This window comes from Mesorhizobium sp. LNJC391B00, assembly GCF_000502535.1.
GTDB lineage: Bacteria > Pseudomonadota > Alphaproteobacteria > Rhizobiales > Rhizobiaceae > Mesorhizobium.
On sequence record NZ_AYWI01000008.1, the window covers coordinates 267,102 to 285,559 of the forward strand.

Annotated in this window: 19 protein-coding genes and 1 pseudogene; 15 read left to right on the forward strand and 5 right to left on the reverse strand. The window is 64.4% G+C overall.

Going from position 1 to position 18,458, the window contains the following annotated elements; all coding sequences use genetic code 11:
* Window positions 1–3: 3 nt before the first annotated feature.
* Both X750_RS144240 and pcaQ read right to left on the reverse strand, forming a co-directional pair.
* Entirely contained in the window at window positions 4–1,302 is a 1,299-nt protein-coding gene (locus tag X750_RS144240) for an ABC transporter substrate-binding protein (protein WP_023748110.1), read from the reverse strand.
* 276 nt (window positions 1,303–1,578) lie between these two features.
* A complete protein-coding gene (gene pcaQ, locus X750_RS144235) occupies window positions 1,579–2,496 on the reverse strand; it encodes a pca operon transcription factor PcaQ (RefSeq protein ID WP_023685275.1) in 918 nt (305 codons plus the stop codon).
* Window positions 2,497–2,588: 92 nt separating this feature from the next.
* On the opposite strand from pcaQ, the gene pcaD reads away from it, so the two are divergent.
* Genes pcaD through pobA form a run of 6 tightly spaced genes read left to right on the forward strand, consistent with a single transcriptional unit; the run spans window position 2,589 to window position 7,404 of the window.
* A complete protein-coding gene (gene pcaD, locus X750_RS144230) occupies window positions 2,589–3,398 on the forward strand; it encodes a 3-oxoadipate enol-lactonase (RefSeq protein ID WP_023712113.1) in 810 nt (269 codons plus the stop codon).
* Window positions 3,391–3,804: a 4-carboxymuconolactone decarboxylase gene (gene pcaC, locus X750_RS144225; protein WP_023668153.1), complete on the forward strand. Its 414-nt coding sequence runs from the start codon at window positions 3,391–3,393 to the stop codon at window positions 3,802–3,804. Before pcaD ends, pcaC begins: the two co-directional genes overlap by 8 nt.
* A complete protein-coding gene (pcaH, locus tag X750_RS144220) occupies window positions 3,794–4,549 on the forward strand; it encodes a protocatechuate 3,4-dioxygenase subunit beta (protein ID WP_023704676.1) in 756 nt (251 codons plus the stop codon). The genes pcaC and pcaH overlap by 11 nt, the downstream gene beginning before the upstream one ends.
* Entirely contained in the window at window positions 4,549–5,163 is a 615-nt protein-coding gene (gene pcaG, locus X750_RS144215) for a protocatechuate 3,4-dioxygenase subunit alpha (RefSeq protein WP_023668155.1), read from the forward strand. The genes pcaH and pcaG overlap by 1 nt, the downstream gene beginning before the upstream one ends.
* Window positions 5,164–5,179: 16 nt before the next feature.
* Complete coding sequence (locus X750_RS144210) at window positions 5,180–6,232, forward strand: 3-carboxy-cis,cis-muconate cycloisomerase (RefSeq protein ID WP_023702149.1); 1,053 nt, start codon at window positions 5,180–5,182, stop codon at window positions 6,230–6,232.
* Window positions 6,232–7,404: a 4-hydroxybenzoate 3-monooxygenase gene (gene pobA, locus X750_RS144205; RefSeq protein WP_023748111.1), complete on the forward strand. Its 1,173-nt coding sequence runs from the start codon at window positions 6,232–6,234 to the stop codon at window positions 7,402–7,404. Before X750_RS144210 ends, pobA begins: the two co-directional genes overlap by 1 nt.
* 13 nt (window positions 7,405–7,417) lie before the next feature.
* Here the strand turns inward: pobA and pcaF are convergent, their stop codons facing one another.
* Genes pcaF through X750_RS144190 form a run of 3 tightly spaced genes read right to left on the reverse strand, consistent with a single transcriptional unit; the run spans window position 7,418 to window position 10,267 of the window.
* Complete coding sequence (gene pcaF, locus X750_RS144200) at window positions 7,418–8,623, reverse strand: 3-oxoadipyl-CoA thiolase (RefSeq protein WP_023748112.1); 1,206 nt, start codon at window positions 8,621–8,623, stop codon at window positions 7,418–7,420.
* Window position 8,624: 1 nt separating this feature from the next.
* Window positions 8,625–9,413: a CoA-transferase subunit beta gene (locus X750_RS144195; protein ID WP_023748113.1), complete on the reverse strand. Its 789-nt coding sequence runs from the start codon at window positions 9,411–9,413 to the stop codon at window positions 8,625–8,627.
* The gene (locus tag X750_RS144190; RefSeq protein WP_023748114.1) at window positions 9,410–10,267 is read right to left on the reverse strand and encodes a CoA transferase subunit A; all 858 of its coding nucleotides are present in this window, start codon (window positions 10,265–10,267) and stop codon (window positions 9,410–9,412) included. Before X750_RS144190 ends, X750_RS144195 begins: the two co-directional genes overlap by 4 nt.
* A gap of 116 nt (window positions 10,268–10,383) precedes the next feature.
* On the opposite strand from X750_RS144190, the gene X750_RS144185 reads away from it, so the two are divergent.
* From X750_RS144185 to X750_RS0133325, 9 genes and pseudogenes are all read left to right on the forward strand, one after another.
* Window positions 10,384–11,154, forward strand: coding sequence for an IclR family transcriptional regulator C-terminal domain-containing protein (locus X750_RS144185; protein WP_023748115.1), 771 nt, complete (start codon window positions 10,384–10,386; stop codon window positions 11,152–11,154).
* Between the two features lie 200 nt (window positions 11,155–11,354).
* Complete coding sequence (locus tag X750_RS144180; protein ID WP_023748116.1) at window positions 11,355–12,080, forward strand: GntR family transcriptional regulator; 726 nt, start codon at window positions 11,355–11,357, stop codon at window positions 12,078–12,080.
* Between the two features lie 3 nt (window positions 12,081–12,083).
* Window positions 12,084–13,112, forward strand: coding sequence for an ADP-ribosylglycohydrolase family protein (locus X750_RS144175; protein ID WP_023748117.1), 1,029 nt, complete (start codon window positions 12,084–12,086; stop codon window positions 13,110–13,112).
* Window positions 13,109–14,083 (forward strand): PfkB family carbohydrate kinase, encoded by a 975-nt coding sequence (locus tag X750_RS144170; protein WP_023714831.1) that lies wholly within the window; start codon window positions 13,109–13,111, stop codon window positions 14,081–14,083. Before X750_RS144175 ends, X750_RS144170 begins: the two co-directional genes overlap by 4 nt.
* Window positions 14,084–14,116: 33 nt before the next feature.
* On the forward strand, window positions 14,117–15,178 hold the full coding sequence (locus X750_RS144165) for an ABC transporter substrate-binding protein (RefSeq protein ID WP_023668165.1): 1,062 nt from the start codon (window positions 14,117–14,119) through the stop codon (window positions 15,176–15,178).
* A gap of 66 nt (window positions 15,179–15,244) precedes the next feature.
* Complete coding sequence (locus X750_RS144160; RefSeq protein ID WP_023712105.1) at window positions 15,245–16,114, forward strand: ABC transporter permease; 870 nt, start codon at window positions 15,245–15,247, stop codon at window positions 16,112–16,114.
* Complete coding sequence (locus X750_RS144155) at window positions 16,114–16,902, forward strand: ABC transporter permease (protein ID WP_031243168.1); 789 nt, start codon at window positions 16,114–16,116, stop codon at window positions 16,900–16,902. Before X750_RS144160 ends, X750_RS144155 begins: the two co-directional genes overlap by 1 nt.
* Window positions 16,902–17,969: an ABC transporter ATP-binding protein gene (locus X750_RS144150; protein WP_023712103.1), complete on the forward strand. Its 1,068-nt coding sequence runs from the start codon at window positions 16,902–16,904 to the stop codon at window positions 17,967–17,969. The genes X750_RS144155 and X750_RS144150 overlap by 1 nt, the downstream gene beginning before the upstream one ends.
* A gap of 103 nt (window positions 17,970–18,072) precedes the next feature.
* Window positions 18,073–18,458: pseudogene (locus X750_RS0133325) on the forward strand (Gfo/Idh/MocA family oxidoreductase); the annotation flags it as partial.

Here is an 18,458-nt window from a genome sequence, read left to right on the forward strand (position 1 = left end):
CCGTCAGCTTTTATACGGCTGGAGCTTGGCCTCGACCGGAACCTTCGGGTCGGTGGCGTTCTCGGTCACGACGTAGTCGAGCGGGAATTTGCCGCCTTCCTTGGCCGCCACCCATTGGGTGCCGATGATCGGGCCGGGAGAGACATTGGCGACCGGGCCGCTGGTGAAGTCGACCTTGCCGATCATGGTCTCGGTGTTGAGCGTGCTCAGCGCCTTGGCGACGGCCGCCTTGTCCTTGGCGTCGGTGCTTGCCTTCAGCGCCTCGAAGCCGGCGTCGAGCAGCGACATCGAGGCGCCGAGCTGCTGCGTCCACTGCTTGCCGCTGGCGGCCTCATAACCGTCGGCCAGTTCGGTCCCCGAAACGCCGGTCAGCGGCGACTTGTAGGGAAAGGCCTTGTGCCAGTAAGCGGCGCTCGAAATCTTGTTGCCGAGATCGCCCAGCGCCTCGATGTCGGACGGGAACAATCCGGTCTTGGCGACCTGGCAGATCTTGATCTGCTTGATCAGGCCTTGCTGTGCAGCCTGACGCCAGAAGGCGGCGAAGTCCGGCGGGATCGGGAAGGAGTTGAAGATCTCGACGCCTTCCTGCTTGAACAGCGCGATCTGCGAGGAATAGTCGGTGGTGCCGGTCTCGTAGGCGCCGGGATCGACGATGGTGAAACCCTGCTTTGCCAGCAACGGCGCCAGATGGGTGCGGATGGCATTGCCGTCGGCGTCGTTGGGATACATGACGCCGACCTTCTTGTTGGTCTCGATCAGGCTCCATTGCGAGATGTAGGTCCGGAAGAACTCGTCGACGCCGAAGCCGAAATGATAGGTCCATTTGAACGGCGAGGGTTCGCCGGGCTTGGCGCCGCGGCCGAAATACCAGGCCTCCCACGGCATGACGGTGGAGAGGCAAGGCACGCCGGCGGCTTCGCAGGCGTCGGCGACCGGGTTGATCACCTCCGGCGTCGACACCGCCAGCATCAGGTCGACGGCCTGGTTGTTGATGAGGTCCTTGGCGAGCTGGCCGGCGCGCGACGGGTCGGATTGCGTGTCCTGGTCGATGATCTCGACACTGTATTTCTTGCCGCCGATGTCGAGGCCGTTGGCGAGCGCCTTGCGGGCGAGATCGAGCACATAGCCGTCGGTCTGGCCGAAGCCGGCGAGCGGCCCGGTGCGCGGGCTGACAAAGCCGACCTTCAGCGTGTCGGCGGCCTGCGCGAATGCCTGGCCGCGGCTGAGCGCAAGTGCCGCGCCGCCGGCGAGCGATGTGGCGATGAACTGGCGCCGCGAGACGCCGGATTTGCTTGAGGTCATGCTGGTATTCCTCCCTTTCCTGACGGCACCTGGAGGTCACCGCCGGCCTGCTCAAAATCGATGCCGCCCGTTCTTAAGATCGGAGATCGCCCCGGCATGCCTTGAGGCGGCAGCGGAACGCCGCCAATGCCGATAACGGCACGATTTCGATCCTCCCATCGTCACAGTGCCCTAGGTGTTTGGTTTGGTAAAATGATATTTTGCGGTGTTTCGTTAACCAACAGGTTATGGAAATACGGCTGAAGGCCCGCTCTGCGCCAGATTGGCGAAAGGTGCTCAGGCGTTCTGGCTGGCCGCCTCGCGAATGGTCTGCAGCAGGATGGTGAAGGCCGGCGAAGGCGCAGTGTCGGTCCGCATCGTCAGGCCGACGGGCCCTTTGGTTTCCTCGGTGTTGACGGGCAAGGCGACGAAGGCGCCGCTGGAGAGTTCGTTGGCGACGACGCCTGTCGATATGATCCAGACCGCATTGCTTTGGCGCAGGAAGGCACGGCCGAAGGAATCCGAGACGGTCTCGATCTCGGTCGCAGGCGCCGTCATGCCGTTGGTGATGAACAGGCGGTCGACGAACGGGCGGATGACCGACTCCCGCGTCGGCATCAGCACCGGGAATTCATCGAGCCGGGCGAAGATGTCCTGGCCCGGCTGCAGCAGCGGATGGCCGGCCCTCACCACGAACAGCACCGGTTCGGAATAGAGATGCTCGAAGAAGAAGCCGGTCATGTTTTCCGGCGCCGCAAGCCGGCCGACGACGAGATCGAGCGCACCGACGCGCAACTGTTCCAGCAGGACCGCGTTCTCGCCGGTGACGATCTTGATCGCAGCACCGGTATTTTCACTCAGGAACAGGCTTATGGCGCGTGGCATCACCTTGGCCGACACTGTCGGGAGCGCGCCGATGCGGATCGGATGCCGGTTGATGGCGCCGTCCTGGCGGACGGAATCGACGCCGCGCTTCAGTGCCGTGATCGCCGTGCCGGCATGGCCGAGAAAGATTTCGCCAAGCCGCGTCACCCTGATGCCGCGGCCGTCGCGTTCGACGACAGCGATGCCAAGCGCCTCCTCCAATTCGCGCAACGTCTTGGTCACGGCCGGTGGGCTGACATGGAGAAAGTCGGCCGCCCTCGCCACGCTGCCTTGCCGCGCTACCTCAAGGAATGCCTGCAGGTGACGGAACCTTATGCGGCTTTCGGACATGTTCTCATAACCTAGCAGTTAATGAAACGGCGTAAAATATCATTTTACCAAACCAAATGCCTTGTGCAATGTGAACACGGAGGATCGAAATCGTGCCATTCGTCAACATTGGCGGCATCACGCTGCACCATCGCCATATCAAGGCGAAGGGAAATGCGCGGCCGATCGTGTTCATCAATTCGCTGGGCACCGACTTCCGCATCTGGGACGAGGTGTTGTCCGAACTGGGTGGCGAAATGCCTGTGTTGGTCTACGACAAGCGCGGCCATGGCCTGTCCGACATTGGTGGCGTCAGCTCGATCGACGAGCATGTCGATGATCTGTCGGGCCTGATCGATCATTTCGAACTGAACAATGCGGTGCTGTGCGGCCTGTCGGTGGGCGGCCTGATTGCGCAAGGGTTTTATGCCCGGCGCCCCGAAATCGTCGACGGCCTCATCCTGTGCGACACCGCCCACAAGATCGGCACGGCCGACAGCTGGAACACCCGCATCGAAACGGTCGAAAGCAAAGGCATCCAGGCCATCGCCGATGCCGTGCTCAAAATGTGGTTTACGCCTGCCTTCCACGCGGACCGTGTCGCCGAGCTCGACGGCTACTGGAACATGATGACCCGGCAAGCCGTCGCCGGCTATGTCGGCACCTGCGCCGCGGTGCGCGATGCCGATTTTACCGAGGCTGCGCAGGCGATCGCGGTGCCCACGCTTTGCGTCGTTGGCGACCAGGACGGCTCGACGCCGCCGGATCTCGTCCGCTGGCTGGCCGATCTGATCCCAGGCGCACATTTCGAAATCATTCGTGACGCCGCGCACATCCCTTGCGTCGAACAGCCCGAGGCGCTGACCACCCTGATCCGCGATTTCGTCGCGGCGCTTCCCCTGAGAAAGCAGACCCATGGATGAACTGCCCAAAAACGAAACCAGATACCGAACCGGGCTGACCGTCAGGCGCTCGGTGCTCGGCGACCCTCATGTCGATCGCAGCGAGGATGCCGTCACCGATTTCGACCGGCCGTTCCAGGAGCTGATCACCGAGGCAGCATGGGGCACTGTGTGGGCGCGTCCGGGCTTCAGCAGGCGCGAACGCTCGATCGTGACGCTGGCACTGCTGGCCGCCCTTGGCCATGATGAAGAGGTCGCCATGCATGTGCGCGCCACCGCCAACACCGGTGCGTCGCGCGACGATATCTGCGAAGCGTTCCTGCATGTCGCGATCTATGCCGGCGTGCCGGCGGCCAACCGCGCCTTCAGGATCGCCAAGGAGGTGTTTTCGGAAATGGACGGAAGCAGGGCTGGCCATGCCAGCTGATGCCGGCTCGAACCGCAGGCCCGAGACCGGCGCCTTCTTCCAGCGCGACCGCGGCTGGCACCCGCCGGCGCTGACGCCCGACTACAAGACTTCGGTGCTGCGCTCGCCGCAAAAGGCGCTGCTGGCCTTCGACAACACGGCGTCGGAGATCACCGGTCCGGTGTTCGGCCACGCCGTGCTGGGCGAACTCGACAATGACCTGATCCACAATTTTGCAAAGTCCGGCGAGAGCGCCATCGGCGAGCGTATCATCGTCTATGGCCGCGTGCTCGACGAGCGCGGCCAGGGCGTCTCCGGCGCGCTGCTCGAATTCTGGCAGGCCAATGCGGGCGGCCGCTACCGCCACAAGAAGGACGGCTATCTGGCGCCGCTCGATCCGAATTTCGGCGGCTGCGGCCGCACCATCACCGATGCCGACGGCGGCTATGCCTTTCGCACGGTGAAGCCAGGTCCCTATCCCTGGCCGAACGGGCCCAATGACTGGCGGCCGTCGCACATCCATTTCTCGGTGTTCGGCCACGGCTTCGCACAGCGGCTGATCACCCAGATGTATTTCGAGGGCGACCCGCTGATCTGGCGGTGCCCGATCGTGCGCGGTATCCGCGACAAGGCGGCGATTGAGACGCTGGTCGCCGCGCTCGACATGCAGGCGACGATCCCGTTCGACGCGCGCGCCTACAAGTTCGACATCGTGTTGCGCGGACGCCGCGCCTCGCTGTTCGAAAACCGTCCGGAGGGCAATTGATGGCGCAATCGCTGACCCGGCTGAAGGAGAGCCCGTCGCAGACCGCCGGGCCCTACGTGCATATCGGGCTGACGCCGAATTTCGGCGGTATCGGCGGCGTCTACCCGACAGACCTGGGCGCCACGATGCTCAACGACAACGCCAAGGGCGACCGCATCGGTTTGCGCATTCGCGTGCTCGACGGCACCGGCACGCCGCTCAGGGATGCGTTGATCGAGATCTGGCAAGCGGATGCCAATGGCTTCTACAATTCGCCGGCCGAATTGCGCGGCGATGCCGATCCGGATTTTCAGGGCTGGGGCCGTCAGCCGACCGACATGGAAACCGGCCTGTGCAGTTTTCAGACGATCAAGCCGGGACGCGTGCCGTATGGCGACGGCCGGCTGATGGCGCCGCATATCAGCCTGTGGATCGTCGCCCGCGGCATCAATATCGGCCTCCACACGCGGCTCTATTTCTCCGACGAGGCCAAGGCCAATGCCGAGGATCCGATCCTGGCCCGCATCGAGCACAAGGTGCGCGTGCCGACGCTGATCGCCGAGCGGCAAGGCGACGACTATATTTTCGACGTCCATCTCCAGGGGGAGAAGGAAACGGTCTTCTTCGACAGCTGACGGAGGAAACCAGCACATGACCGTATCGCCCTTCGACCATCCGCTGCTTTCCGGCCTGCTTGGCGACGAGGAGGCGGCTCGGCATTTTTCGGTGGATGGGGAAATCGCCGCCATGCTCGATTTCGAGCGCGCGCTGGCGCAAGCGGAAGCCGAAAGCGGGATTATCGGCACGGATGCCGCCGCGGCGATTATACCTGTCCTGTTGTCATACAAGCCGGACACCGCGCGGCTGCGGGCCGGTGTGGCGAAGGATGGCGTGATCGTGCCCGAACTGGTGCGCCAGTTGAAGGCAGCGGTCGGCGCGCCGCACGACGCCGGCGTGCATTTCGGCGCAACCAGCCAGGACGTCATCGACACTGGCCTGGTGCTTCGGCTGCGCCGGCTCATTGAACATCTCGACCTGCTGCTGACTGAAAACATTCTGCGGCTGGTGAGGCTGGAAGAACGTTTTGGCAGCCGTGCATTGACAGCGATGACGCGCATGCAGCCGGCGATCCCAATTCAGGCGTCGGACCGCGTGGCGGTGTGGCGCACGCCGCTGCAACGGCATCAGCAGAGACTGTCGGAACAATCCGGGCGCCTGCTCGTGGTGCAGTTCGGCGGCGCTGCGGGCACGCTGGAGAAGCTCGGCGACAAGGGGCCTGCGGTGCGCGCAGCCCTTGCCGCAAAGCTCGGCCTTGGCGACGCGCCGCAATGGCACAGCCAGCGGGATGCGCTGGCCGAATTCGCCGGGCTGCTATCGCTTGTCACCGGCAGCCTCGGCAAATTCGGCCAGGACGTTGCGTTGATGGCGCAAGGTGGAACCGACATCAAGCTGTCCGGCGGCGGCGGTTCATCGGCCATGCCGCACAAGCAGAACCCGGTGAAGGCGGAAGTGCTGGTGACGCTGGCGCGCTTCAACGCCACCCAGCTTTCCGGCATGCACCAGGCGCTGGTGCATGAGCAGGAGCGCTCCGGTGCTGCCTGGACGCTGGAATGGCTGCTCTTGCCGCAAATGGCTATAGCGACCGCGGCTGCGCTACGGCTCGCCGCCGAACTCGCCGGACAGATCGAAAGCCTGGGACACTGATGCGCACCCGGATTGTCATTGTCGGCTCCGGACCGTCCGGGCTGCTGCTTGGCCAGCTTCTCGGCACCATTGGCGTCGAGACGGTGATCCTCGAACGTTCGAGCCGGGAGCATGTGCTTGGCCGGGTGCGGGCAGGGGTGCTCGAACAAGGCACCGTCGAGTTGCTCGAAGAGGCGGGCGCGGCTGTAAGGCTGCATGCCGAGGGCCTGCTGCATGCCGGCATCTCGCTTGCGTTCGGCGGCGGCCTGCACCGGCTCGACCTCACGGCACTGACCGGCGGCAAGCATGTCACCGTCTATGGTCAGACCGAAGTGACGCACGATCTGATGGACAAGCGCGAGGCGGCCGGGCTGACCACCGTCTATGAGGCGGCCAACGTCGCGCTGCATAGTTTCGATGGCGAAGCGCCTTACGTCACCTACGGGAAGGACGGCGTCGGCCATCGCATCGACTGCGACTTCATCGCCGGATGCGACGGCTATCACGGCGTCAGCCGCAAATCGGCGCCTGGGCGGGCGCTGAAAACCTTCGAGCGGACCTATCCTTTCGGCTGGCTCGGCGTGCTGGCCGAAGTGCCGCCGGCCGACCACGAACTGGTCTACGCCAACCATGAGCGGGGCTTTGCGCTGTGCTCGATGCGGTCGACGCATCGCAGCCGCTACTATGTCCAGGTCCCGGCTGACGAACAGGTCGACGCCTGGAGCGACGGTCGCTTCTGGGACGAGTTGCGCAGTCGCCTGCCGGAACAGACCGCAGCCGCCGTCGTTACCGGCCCGTCCTTCGAAAAATCGATCGCGCCGCTGCGCTCCTTCGTCGCCGAGCCGATGCGCTTCGGCCGGCTGTTCCTGGTCGGCGACGCCGCCCATATCGTGCCGCCGACGGGCGCCAAGGGGCTCAACCTTGCCGCCAGCGACGTGCGCTATCTCTTTGCCGGGCTTCGCGAATTCTATCTGGACAAATCACCAAGCGGGCTCGAGGCCTATTCAGCCAAGGCGCTGGCCAGAGTGTGGAAGGCGGTGCGCTTCTCCTGGTGGATGACGACGATGCTGCACCGCTTTCCCGATACGGGCGAGTTCGGCCAGCGCATCCAGGAAGCCGAGCTCGACTATCTCGTGCATTCGCAGGCAGCGTCGGCCGCCCTGGCGGAGAATTATGTCGGACTGCCGTATTGATTGGCTGAAGCCATCAAACCCGTTCGAGCGCCACCGCGATGCCCTGGCCGACGCCGATGCACATGGTGGCGAGCGCATAGCCGACGTTGCGTTCGCGCAGTTCCAGCGCTGCCGTGCCTGCAATGCGCGCGCCCGACATGCCCAAGGGATGGCCAAGCGCGATGGCGCCGCCATTGGGGTTGACGTGCTCCGCATCCTCGGCGATGCCGAGTTGGCGGAGCACGGCGATGCCTTGGGAGGCGAAGGCTTCGTTGAGCTCGATGACATCGAATTGCTGCGGCGTCAGGCCGAGGCGGGCGCAGAGCTTTTGTGTCGCCGGGGCAGGGCCGATGCCCATGATGCGCGGCGCCACGCCGGCAGCAGCGCCGCCGAGAACGCGGGCGATTGGCGTCAGGCCGTATTTTTTCACAGCCGCTTCGGAGGCGATGATCAGCGCCGCCGCGCCGTCATTGACGCCGGACGCGTTGCCGGCGGTGACGGTGCCGCCCTGGCGGAACGGCGTCGGCAATTTGGCCAGCGACTCGACCGTGGTACCGGCGCGCGGATGCTCATCCTTCGATACGATAATCGCATCGCCCTTTTTCTGCGGGATCGTCACCGGGGTGATCTCCTTCGCCAGCCGGCCATTGGCCTGTGCTACGACGGCCTTGTCCTGGCTGCGCACGGCAAACGCATCCTGGTCGGCGCGCGACACCTGGAAGTCCTCGGCGACGTTCTCGCCGGTCTCCGGCATGGAATCGACGCCATATTGTTTCTTCATCAGCGGGTTGATGAAGCGCCAGCCGATGGTGGTGTCATGGATCTCGGCATGGCGTGAAAAGGCGGTCTCGGCCTTGGGTATGACGAAGGGCGCGCGGCTCATCGATTCGACGCCGCCGGCGATCATCAACTCGGCTTCGCCCGCCTTGATGGCGCGGGCGGCAATGGTGAGCGCGTCCATGCCGGAGCCGCACAGGCGATTGACGGTCGCGCCCGAAACTTCCTTGGGCAACCCGGCCAAGAGCAGCGACATGCGGGCTACATTGCGGTTGTCCTCGCCGGCCTGATTGGCGCAGCCATAGACGACGTCGTCGACAGCCTGCCAGTCGATGCCGGCATTGCGCTCGACCAGCGCCTTCAGCGGGATGGCGCCAAGATCGTCGGCCCGCACCGACGACAGCGAGCCGCCGAAACGGCCGATCGGGGTGCGGATGTAATCGCAGATGAATGCCTCGGTCATGTCATGCGGCCTTTTCTTTTCCGCTTCCCTCATGCGCCGCCTTGGTGCGGGCCTGCAGGTCACGCAATGTCGTCAGCTCGAGTTCCGTCGGCGCCGGCGTTTCGTCAAGCGCGTCGGCGAACTTTACGATCCAGCCGCAGCTGTCCTGCACCTCAAGCCGAGTCACGCCGGGATGCAGCGACACCACGGTGAATTCCTTGCTCACCGGATCGGGCTTCCAGATGGCAAGGTCGGTGATCAGCAGCGTCGGCCCTGATGTGTCGATGCCGAGGCGCTGGCGATGATTGCCGCCGTCGCCATGGCCGAAGGAGGTGAAGAAGTCGATCTTCTCGACCATGCCGCGCTTGGACTGCGCCATCGTGATGTAGATCTCCTTCGACGAGGTGGCGATCTCCGGCGCGCCGCCGCCGCCGGGCAGGCGGGTCTTGGGACGCGCATAGTCGCCGATGATAGTGGTGTTGATGTTGCCGAACTTGTCGAGCTGGGCGGCACCGAGGAAACCGATCGAAATGCGGCCGCCCTGCAGCCAGTAACGAAACATCTCCGGCACCGAGACGGTCGTGACGGCGGTGCCGCAAAGTTCGCCGTCACCGATCGACAGCGGCAAAACATCGGGCGCGGTGCCGATGGTGCCGCTTTCATAGATCAGCGTGATGTCGGGCGCATGCGTCAGCCGCGCGACGTTGCAGGCGGCCGACGGCGCGCCGATGCCGACGAAGCAGACATCGTCGTTTTTCAGGGCTCGGCTGGCGGCAATCGTCATCATCTCATTGGGAGTAAAGCCGCTCATGCCGCGCTCCTCAGATGCTTTACGCGGCCGGCGAAATCGTCCGCGGTGCGCTCGAGGACATTGGCCTGCACCCAGGCCTGGAATCTTTCACGGTCGGCGGCGATGTCGTCCCATTCGAGATAGGCGGCATTGTCGCGCACATAATAGCCGTGCGTGTAGGAGGGATGCGAACCGCCTGATACCACCGAGATCGCAGCGATGGTCCAGCGCGGCAGCACGGTGAGGTTGGGATGCAGGTCGTCGAAATTGTCGACGACTTCCTCTACCGTCACCACGGCGCGCTTGGCCGCGAGCACCGCTTCCTTCTGGATGCCGATAATGCCTTCGACCAGCACATTGCCTTTTTTGTCGGCCTTCTGGGCGTGGATGAAGGTCACGTCGGGGCGGATTGAGGGAACAGCGGCCAGCACTTCGCCGGTGAAGGGGCAGGTGACCGACTTGATGTTCGGATTGACCGCCGCCAGGCCGGCGCCGCGGTAGCCGCGAAAAATCGCGCAGGGCAGGCCGGACGCGCCCGCCTCGTAGGCGTTGGCCATGCCGGCATGGCTATGTTCCTCGATCTCGATCGCCCGGGGAAAGCCGTTCTCGATGGCGTCGCGGGCGCGGCGCAGCAGGCCGACGCCGGGATTGCCGACATAGGAGAAGATGATCTTCTTGGCCATGCCCATGCCGATCATCTGGTCGTAGATCAGGTCGGGGGTCATGCGGATGAGCGTCAGGTCGCGAAAGCCCTGGCGGATGGCCTCATGCGCCGCCGCCGTCGGGATCAGATGCGTGAAGCCTTCGAAGGCGACCGTATCGCCATCATGCAGGTTCTCAGCCACGGCCTGTTTGAGCGGCAGGAAATTGACCATCGCCAAGAACTCCGAAGTTCAAACAGTTCGTATTGCGAACATTTGTTTTGTATGAGATATTTTTACATCGCGCCGCCGAGACGAGTCAAGGCGGCGCATTGTCTTGCGGAGGCCGCATGGAGGACAAGACAAAGACGCGCGACCATGTCGGCTCGCTGGAGCGCGGCCTTGCAGTCATGGAGATACTGGCCCGGCATCCGGCCGGGATGACGCTGACCGAAATGGCGGAGGAGGCGGGGCTGACCCGCGCCGGCGCGCGTCGCTTCCTGCTGACGCTGACCGCCACCGGCTATGCCACGCAATCCGGCCGGCAGTTTTCGCTGTCGCCGCGCCTGCTCGCCATCGTGCGCTCTTGGCTCGGCGGCGCCTCGCTGTGGACATTCGCGGCATCCATCATGCGCGACGTCGCGGGCCAATTCGACGAGGCCTGTAACGCGGCGGTGCTGTCGGGCGAGGAAGTCGTCTATGTCGCGCGCATTCCTGGCCGCCGCATCCTCAGCGTTTCGCTCGATGTCGGCACCAGGCTGCCGGCGCATTGCACCTCGATGGGGCGCGTCCTGCTTGCGGGGCTGGGCGCGGATGAGCTGAAGGCCTTGCTTGCAGAGGCGAGGATCGAACGGCGCACGCCGAAGACGATCACCAGCCGCGCCGCGCTGGCCAAGGCCATCGACGCGGCGAGGGCGGATGGCTTTGCCGTCGTCGATGAAGAGCTGGAACTTGGCCTGCGCTCGATAGCGGTGCCGATCTATGACCGCGCCGGCAACACCGTGGCGGCGATCAACGTCTCGACGCAGTCAGCGCGGTTCTCCGTCGAGGCGATGGAGCGGGATATCCTGCCAGCGCTGCGGACGGCCAAGCAACGGATTGAGGAATTTTTCTTCGTGTGAGCGCAAGGCTAATCGCCTGAGGGAAGCGCTGCCCCCGCTCTGTCTCGGAGACGGGACGCCCTGCGCGGTTAGCGTCGCCATGCGAACAAACGATGCCCGGGGCACCTGAGCACAATGCGTGAATCCAAATATATCGTTGACGTCGCCCTTCAACTCCAATATAGAACAGGACTATACAGGTTTACTGAACAGGTACCCATATGAAGCGGCGCGCGGTTCAACTTTCTCCCGGCACGGGCAAGCCCGAGCAGATCGCCACCGTTCTCGAACATGAGATCCGCTCCGGCGTGCTTGGCTTCGGCGACCGCCTGCAAAGCGAGAACGAACTCGTCCAGCGCTTTTCCGTCAGCCGCAACACGGTCCGCAAGGGCCTCGAGGAGTTGTCCAGCCGTGGGCTGATCACGACCAAGGTCGGCATCGGCTCCTTCGTCACTTTCGACGGCAAGCCGGTCGATGACAGCATTGGCTGGTCGCGGGCGCTGGCCAATGCCGGCGCCAATGCCGAGACGCGGACGCTGCGGCTTGAAGTGATCGAGGATGCCGAGCTTGCCGCGCTGCTTGGCATCGAAAGCCCGTTCTTCATCGCCGTCGACCGGGTGCGCACCAATGCCAGCGACGGCCATGCGATCTCCATCGAACGCAGCCGCCTGCCGCTGTCGCCCGAACTGGAGGACGTGCCGCTGCGCGGTCTGCGCGAAGGCTCGCTGCACCAGACGCTGCGCGGCGCCGGCCTCATCCCAGACCATGGCGAGGAATGGGTCGGCATCGAGATGCTGAATGCCGAAGACGCCGCCATTCTCGGCTGCCCGCAAGGCACGCCGTTCCTGCGCGGACGCCGGCTGACGCGTGCGGCCGACGACCGGCCGATCGAATATGTAACCAGCCTGCTCAACCCGGCGCATTTCGCGCTGCATATGAGGTTTTGAGCGATGCCAGACAGCACCATTCTCGATCGCGCCATGGGCGCGCTTGTCGGGGGCGCGCTGGGCGATGCGCTCGGCATGCCGACGCAGCTTCTGTCGCCGGCGCGGATCGCCGAGCTATACGGCCATGTCGAGGATTTCGTGGCGCCGTTTGCCGATCATCCGGTGTCGAAGGGGCTCGTTGCCGGCACCATCACCGACGATACCGAACAGGCGCTGCTGCTTGGTCGCATTCTCGTCGAGTCCGGCGACCGCTTCGATCATGCGCGCTGGGTGAACGCACTGCTCGACTGGGAGCGCGAGGTCAAGGCGCGCGGCAGCTATGACCTGCTGGGACCATCGACCAAGCGCGCCATCGACGCCATCAATGACGGCGTGCCGGCGGAAGAGGCGGGAAGCCGGGGCGACACCAATGGCGCGGCCATGCGCATCGCGCCGGTCGGCATCATGATGCCGCTGGAACCGCTCGACGCTTTTATCGCCAAGGTGGCGGAGACCTGCCGCGCGACGCACAACACCTCGATCGCCATTGCCACGGCTGCCGCCGTCGCCGCCGCCGTCAGCCGTGGCGTCGCCGGCGGCGACTGGCGTGCCGCTTCCGACAGCGCGGTAGCAGCCGCGCGGCGAGGCGCCAGGCTCGGACATTGGGTGACTGGTGGCGATATCGCCGCGCGTATCGCCTGGGCGCAGGAGCTCGTGCGCGGCAAGACCACGCGGGATGCGATCGGGCTCATCACCGATCTCGTCGGCACCGGTGTGGCCAGCCAGGAGTCCGTGCCGGCAGCTTTCGCCGTGCTTGAAGTCGCGCAGGGCGATCCCTGGCAAGCGGCAATCATCAGCGCCAATCTCGGCGGCGACACCGACACGATCGGCGCGATTGCCTCAGGCATGGCCGGCGCCTGCGTCGGCTTTTCGCAACTGCCGCAACAACACATTGCCGGGCTCGTCGGCATAGATATGGGGGAGGTGCGCTCGCTTGCCGAAGACCTCGTCGCGGCGCGCAAGGCAAAGGCCAGCAAGGATGCCGCGGCATGAGTGGGCGTCTGGTCCATATCGGCAGCGCCGTCGTCGACTATGTCTACCGCATCGACGCCTTGCCGGCGCCGGGCTGCGAGAAGACCGCGTCGAGCTTTGCGCAGGTCGCCGGCGGCGGCTTCAACATGATGGTCGCGGCCAGCCGCACCGGCATGACGGTTGTGTTCGGCGGCCAGCTCGGCAGCGGACCGAATGGCGATTTCTTGCGCGCCGCGTTTGCGGCCGAAGGCATCATAACGCTGACGTCGCCATCGCCGGTCATGGACAGCGGCAATTGCGTCGCCATGATCTCCGGGGATGCCGAGCGCACCTTCGTGTCGTGGCCCGGTGCGGAGAGCTTTCTCAGCCTCGAGATGATGAGGCCCGTGGTGGTCGCGCCTGATGATTGGGTGTTCACGTCGGGCTATACGCTGAGCTATTCCGGCAGCCGCGACGCGCTGACCGACTGGATCGAGGCGCTGCCAGAAAACATTCCCTTCGTTTTCGATCCAACGCCGGTCATCGCGGATATCCCACGTCCCATCCTTTCGCGGGTGCTTGCCCGTACGACATGGCTGAGCTGCAACATGACGGAAGCGGTCGAGATCGCTGGGCAAGGCGATGTCGAGGCACTCGCCGCCCGGCTGCTCGCCGACCACTGCCCAAAGGCCGAAGGCGTCGTTATCCGCGCCGGCGCCAAGGGCTGTTTCGTGAGGTTGGTCAATGGCGAGACGCAGACCATTGCCGGCTTCAAGGTCGATGCCATCGACACCAATGGCGCCGGCGACACCCATATCGGCGGTTTCGTCAGTGCACTCTCGCGCGGCGTGCATCCCTTCGAGGCGGCGCGCTATGCCAATGCGGCGGCAGCACTTTCCGTCACCCGCCATGGCGGCTCATCGGCGCCGACCGACAGCGAGATCCAGACTTTCCTGAGCCAGGCCGCCACGGGCGAGCCGGGCCAGAACCAGAAGGCCCATCAGACAGCCTGACCCGCCAAGCGGGCAAACAAGAGAGGAACGAACATGCGCATGCCAAGACTGACTGCCCTGCTGACGGCGACCGCCGTCATCACCTCCGCGCTCACGCTGGCCGCCAGTGCCGCCGAAGTGCATGTGCTCAACTGGAAGGGCTACGGCGCTGACGAGCCGTGGGCGATCGAAGCCTTCGAAAAGGCGACCAGCAACAAGGTCGTCAACGACTTCTTCAATTCCGAACAGGAAATGCTGACCAAGATCCGCACCAATCCGGGCCTCTATGACGTGGTCATGATCAACGCCGCCTTCAACGATCAGGCGATGGCGGAAAAGCTGATCCAGCCGATCGATGTCTCGAAGCTGCCGAACTATGCCGACATCAGCAAGGACAAGGCGCAATCGCCGATGCTCGACCATGACGGCAAGGTCTATGGCGTGCCGTGGGTGTGGGGCCTGACGGCGCTGGCAATCAACGAAAAGTCCTTCGACAAGCCACCGACCTCGATCGCCGAAATGTGGGACCCAGCGCATAAGGGCCGGGTCGTCATTCGCGACGACGCTGTCGAAGCGGTGCAGTTCGGCGCCATCGCCACCGGTCAGAATATCAACGACATCAAGGATATGGAAGCGGTCAAGGCGAAGCTGACCTCGCTGATGCCGCAGATCAAGACGTTCTGGAGTTCGGAGAACGACTGGAACCAGATGGTCGCCTCCAACCAGATCGACATCGGCACCTATTGGAGCGGCTCGGCCGATCGCGCCAAGACCCACTTCAAGCTGCCGGTCTCGCTGGTCGTTCCGCAGGAAGGCGCCGTCGCCTGGCTCGACGCGTTCTCGATCCCGGTGGGCTCGAAGAATGTCGAAGGTGCGCAGGCCTTCATCAACTGGATGATCGATCCGAAATTCTATGTCGAATGGGTCACCAAGGTCGGCGCTCCGGTGTCGGCCAACACCAAGGCGGTGGAAGCGCTGCCTGAAGACTCCTTCAACCGCAAGGTGATGGGCGATCCCGAGGTGGCCAAGCGCATCCAGTTCCAGGCGCCGATCACCGACGCGCAGCGCGAGGCCTATCTGGCGCTGTGGCAGCAGCTCAAAGTCGACGTGAAGTAACGCTCACGTCCGGACCAGCCGGCGGTTGGCGCCGGCTGGCCCTTCAATCCTGGGGAGGAGGGTATCATGGCGGTACAGGGTGCGGTCGCGTCGCGCAGCGGGCTGAGATCGGCCCTGCCGCTGCTGGCGCCGGCCTATCTCTGGCTGACGGTGGCGATCTTCCTGCCGCTCTCGGCCATGGTGTTCTTCTCCTTCATGACCGACCTGCCGCTGTCGGGAAAGCCGTGGGCCTTGACCCTTGGCAATTACGCCGCCTTCTTCTCGCAGAGCCTGTACCTGACGCTGCTGCTCGCTTCGCTGCGGCTCGGCCTCGAAGTGACTTTGTGGTGCGTCGTCATCGGTTATCCCGCAGCCTATGTGTTGGCCAAGGTGCTGAAGGGGCGCAGCCGCGAGGCGATCTTCCTGCTGGTCATCCTGCCGTTCTGGTCGAACGGGCTGGTGCGCATCTTCTCCTGGGCGATGGTGCTGCGCGAGGGCGGCATCCTCGACACGGCGCTCAACGCCGTGCTGCCGTTCAATATCAACATCGACCTGATGTATTCCTACCCCGCAGTCATCATCGGCCTGGTGCACTCCTACGTGCCCTACATGGTGCTGACCTGTTACCTCACTTTGCAGGCCATCGACGACTCGCTGATCGAGGCCGGACGTTCGCTGGGCGCCTCGCGGCTGCAGGTGCTGAAGCGGGTGATCATCCCGCTGTCTATGCCCGGCCTGGTGGCAGGTGCGGCACTGATCTTCGTGCCGGTCGTCGGCTCGTTCATGGAGCCGCGCATTCTCGGCGGCCGCACCGGCACGTTCTATGGCACGGTGATCGAGGACCAGTTCGTCGCCGTCTTCAACTGGCCGCTGGGGGCGGCGCTTTCCTTCATCCTGCTGGCGGTGGTGCTGGTGATCCTGGCGGTTGCCTCGCCGGTGCTGCGGAGGGCTGCTTGATGATGAAGACCCGCATAATCGAAGGACTAGGCCGCTTCTACATCGGACTGCTGCTCGTCTTCCTCTATCTGCCGATCATCATCATGGCGCTGATGTCGTTCAACGTCTCGCCCTTCTACCAATTGCCGTTCGAATGGACGACGGAATGGTATGCCTCGCTCTGGCAGAACGACCAGCTGATCGCGGCGACCTGGAACAGCCTCGAGATCGCGGTCATCACCACGCTCATCTCAGTGGTGCTTGGCTCGGCCGCTTCGCTGGCGCTCTTCCGCTACGACTTCCGCGGCAAGAAATTGCTGCAGGCGCTGCTGTTTCCGCCGATCGCCATTCCGTGGCTGATCACCGGCACGGCGATGCTGATCTTCTTCTTCGGCGTCGGCATTGGCCGCGGCCTGTTAGCCATCCTGCTCGGCCATGTGGCGCTGGCGCTGCCCTATGTCATCGTCGTCGTCTCGGCCCGGCTGCAGACTTTTGCACCGGAGCTGGAAGAGGCGGCGCGCTCGCTCGGCGCCAACCAGTGGCAGGTGACCGCGCGTGTGACGCTGCCGTGGATCATGCCCGGCGTCATTGCCGGCGGCTTGTTCGCATTTGCCGTGTCGTTCGACCAGTTTGTCGTCTCCTACTTCCTGGCGACGCCGGGGCAGACGACGCTGCCGGTCGAAATCTACGCCGCGATCCGCAAGGGGTTCACGCCCGAGATCAACGCGGTCTCGACCATCATCATTGTCGTGTCGATGGCGCTGATGCTGTTCACGGCGCGCTTCTTCAAATTCGGCGGAGAGAAATAATGGCCGGCGTGCAGGTATCGAACGTCTCCCGCAGTTTTGGCGCGCACAAGGCGCTGGACCACGTCTCCATCGATTTCGCCGATGGCGGTTTCTATGGGCTGCTTGGCCCCTCGGGCAGCGGCAAGACCACGCTGCTCAGGCAAATCGCCGGCTTCGACTTTCCCGACTCCGGCCGCATCGCCATTGGCGGCGAGAGCGTCGAACGGGTGCCGGTCGAAAAGCGGCGCATCGGCATGGTGTTCCAGAACTATGCGCTGTTTCCCAATATGAGCGTCGCCGATAATGTCGCCTTCGGCCTGTCGGTGCGCGGCGAAACGAAAGCGACGATCGCCACCGAAGTGCAGCGCGCGCTCGATCTGGTTCAGCTCGGCAAGCTCGGCGAGCGCCGGCCGCACCAGCTCTCCGGCGGCCAACGCCAGCGTGTGGCGCTGGCGCGCGCCATCGTCACCAAGCCGCGCGTGCTGTTGCTCGACGAGCCGCTCGGCGCGCTCGACAAGGCGCTGCGCGTCGACATGCAGATCGAGCTGAAGCGCATCCAGCGCGAGATCGGCATCACCACCATCTTCGTCACCCACGACCAGGAAGAGGCGCTGACGATGAGCGACCGCATCGGCATATTGCGGGACGGCAGGCTCGTGCAGGAAGGGCCGCCGGAGGAAATCTACGACCGGCCGAAGAGCGAATTCGCCGCCACCTTCCTTGGCGACGCAAACATTTTTCGCGGCGATGCGACCGGCAACGGCATCCGGCTGCCTGACGGCACGGCGATCGCCGCCGGGGTGGGTGATCGGCTTGCCGCCGGTACGAAGGCCAGCTGCGCCGTGCGTCCCGAACGCATTCGCATCGCGACCGATGCCGGGGTTGCGGATGCGGCCAATGCCAACGCTCTGAAGGGCCAGATCTCCAAGCGCATTTTCGCCGGCAACAACAGCACCTATTTCGTCGAGCGTGCCGGCCAGACGTTGAAAGTCATCGTCCAGAATACCGGCAGTGACCGGCTGGCCGAGGGCCAGAATGTAATGCTCAGCTGGTCGCCGGAAAGCACCGTGCTGATTGCCGCAAACTAGTTCGCACCGTCACCCCGGCATGGTTCTGATGGGAATTGATGGAGCGGACCTTGGCTGATGGGCCGGCCATGGCGTTATATCCTGTCGTCCAAGGGAGGAATGGATGGCAGGCCAGGGTTTCGAGCCGGATGTGAGGGTTCGCACCAGCGAATACCGGATCGGTTGCATCGGCGCCGGCATGATCATGGCCGAATGCCATCTTGCCGCCTATGCGCAGGCCGGTTTCCCAGTCGTCGCCATCGCNCGGCGCCGGCATGATCATGGCCGAATGCCATCTTGCCGCCTATGCGCAGGCCGGTTTCCCAGTCGTCGCCATCGCCTCGCGCACCAAGACCAGCGCCGAGAAGGTGGCGAAGCGCTGGAGCATTGCGACCGTCCACGACACACCGGAACAGCTGATCGAGGATTCTGAGGTCGAGATCGTCGACCTTGCCTTTCCGCCCGACCAGCAGCCGGCGCTGATCCGCCATGCGCTGAAGCAGCCTCACA

Coding starts and splice junctions, on each gene's coding strand:
- X750_RS144240 (WP_023748110.1), bottom strand. CDS start 1,302: ATGACCTCAAGCAAATCCGGCGTCTCGCGGCGCCAGTTCATCGCCACA.
- pcaQ (WP_023685275.1), bottom strand. CDS start 2,496: ATGTCCGAAAGCCGCATAAGGTTCCGTCACCTGCAGGCATTCCTTGAG.
- pcaC (WP_023668153.1), top strand. CDS start 3,391: ATGGATGAACTGCCCAAAAACGAAACCAGATACCGAACCGGGCTGACC.
- pcaH (WP_023704676.1), top strand. CDS start 3,794: ATGCCAGCTGATGCCGGCTCGAACCGCAGGCCCGAGACCGGCGCCTTC.
- pcaG (WP_023668155.1), top strand. CDS start 4,549: ATGGCGCAATCGCTGACCCGGCTGAAGGAGAGCCCGTCGCAGACCGCC.
- X750_RS144210 (WP_023702149.1), top strand. CDS start 5,180: ATGACCGTATCGCCCTTCGACCATCCGCTGCTTTCCGGCCTGCTTGGC.
- pobA (WP_023748111.1), top strand. CDS start 6,232: ATGCGCACCCGGATTGTCATTGTCGGCTCCGGACCGTCCGGGCTGCTG.
- pcaF (WP_023748112.1), bottom strand. CDS start 8,623: ATGACCGAGGCATTCATCTGCGATTACATCCGCACCCCGATCGGCCGT.
- X750_RS144195 (WP_023748113.1), bottom strand. CDS start 9,413: ATGAGCGGCTTTACTCCCAATGAGATGATGACGATTGCCGCCAGCCGA.
- X750_RS144190 (WP_023748114.1), bottom strand. CDS start 10,267: ATGGTCAATTTCCTGCCGCTCAAACAGGCCGTGGCTGAGAACCTGCAT.
- X750_RS144185 (WP_023748115.1), top strand. CDS start 10,384: ATGGAGGACAAGACAAAGACGCGCGACCATGTCGGCTCGCTGGAGCGC.
- X750_RS144180 (WP_023748116.1), top strand. CDS start 11,355: ATGAAGCGGCGCGCGGTTCAACTTTCTCCCGGCACGGGCAAGCCCGAG.
- X750_RS144175 (WP_023748117.1), top strand. CDS start 12,084: ATGCCAGACAGCACCATTCTCGATCGCGCCATGGGCGCGCTTGTCGGG.
- X750_RS144170 (WP_023714831.1), top strand. CDS start 13,109: ATGAGTGGGCGTCTGGTCCATATCGGCAGCGCCGTCGTCGACTATGTC.
- X750_RS144165 (WP_023668165.1), top strand. CDS start 14,117: ATGCGCATGCCAAGACTGACTGCCCTGCTGACGGCGACCGCCGTCATC.
- X750_RS144160 (WP_023712105.1), top strand. CDS start 15,245: ATGGCGGTACAGGGTGCGGTCGCGTCGCGCAGCGGGCTGAGATCGGCC.
- X750_RS144155 (WP_031243168.1), top strand. CDS start 16,114: ATGATGAAGACCCGCATAATCGAAGGACTAGGCCGCTTCTACATCGGA.
- X750_RS144150 (WP_023712103.1), top strand. CDS start 16,902: ATGGCCGGCGTGCAGGTATCGAACGTCTCCCGCAGTTTTGGCGCGCAC.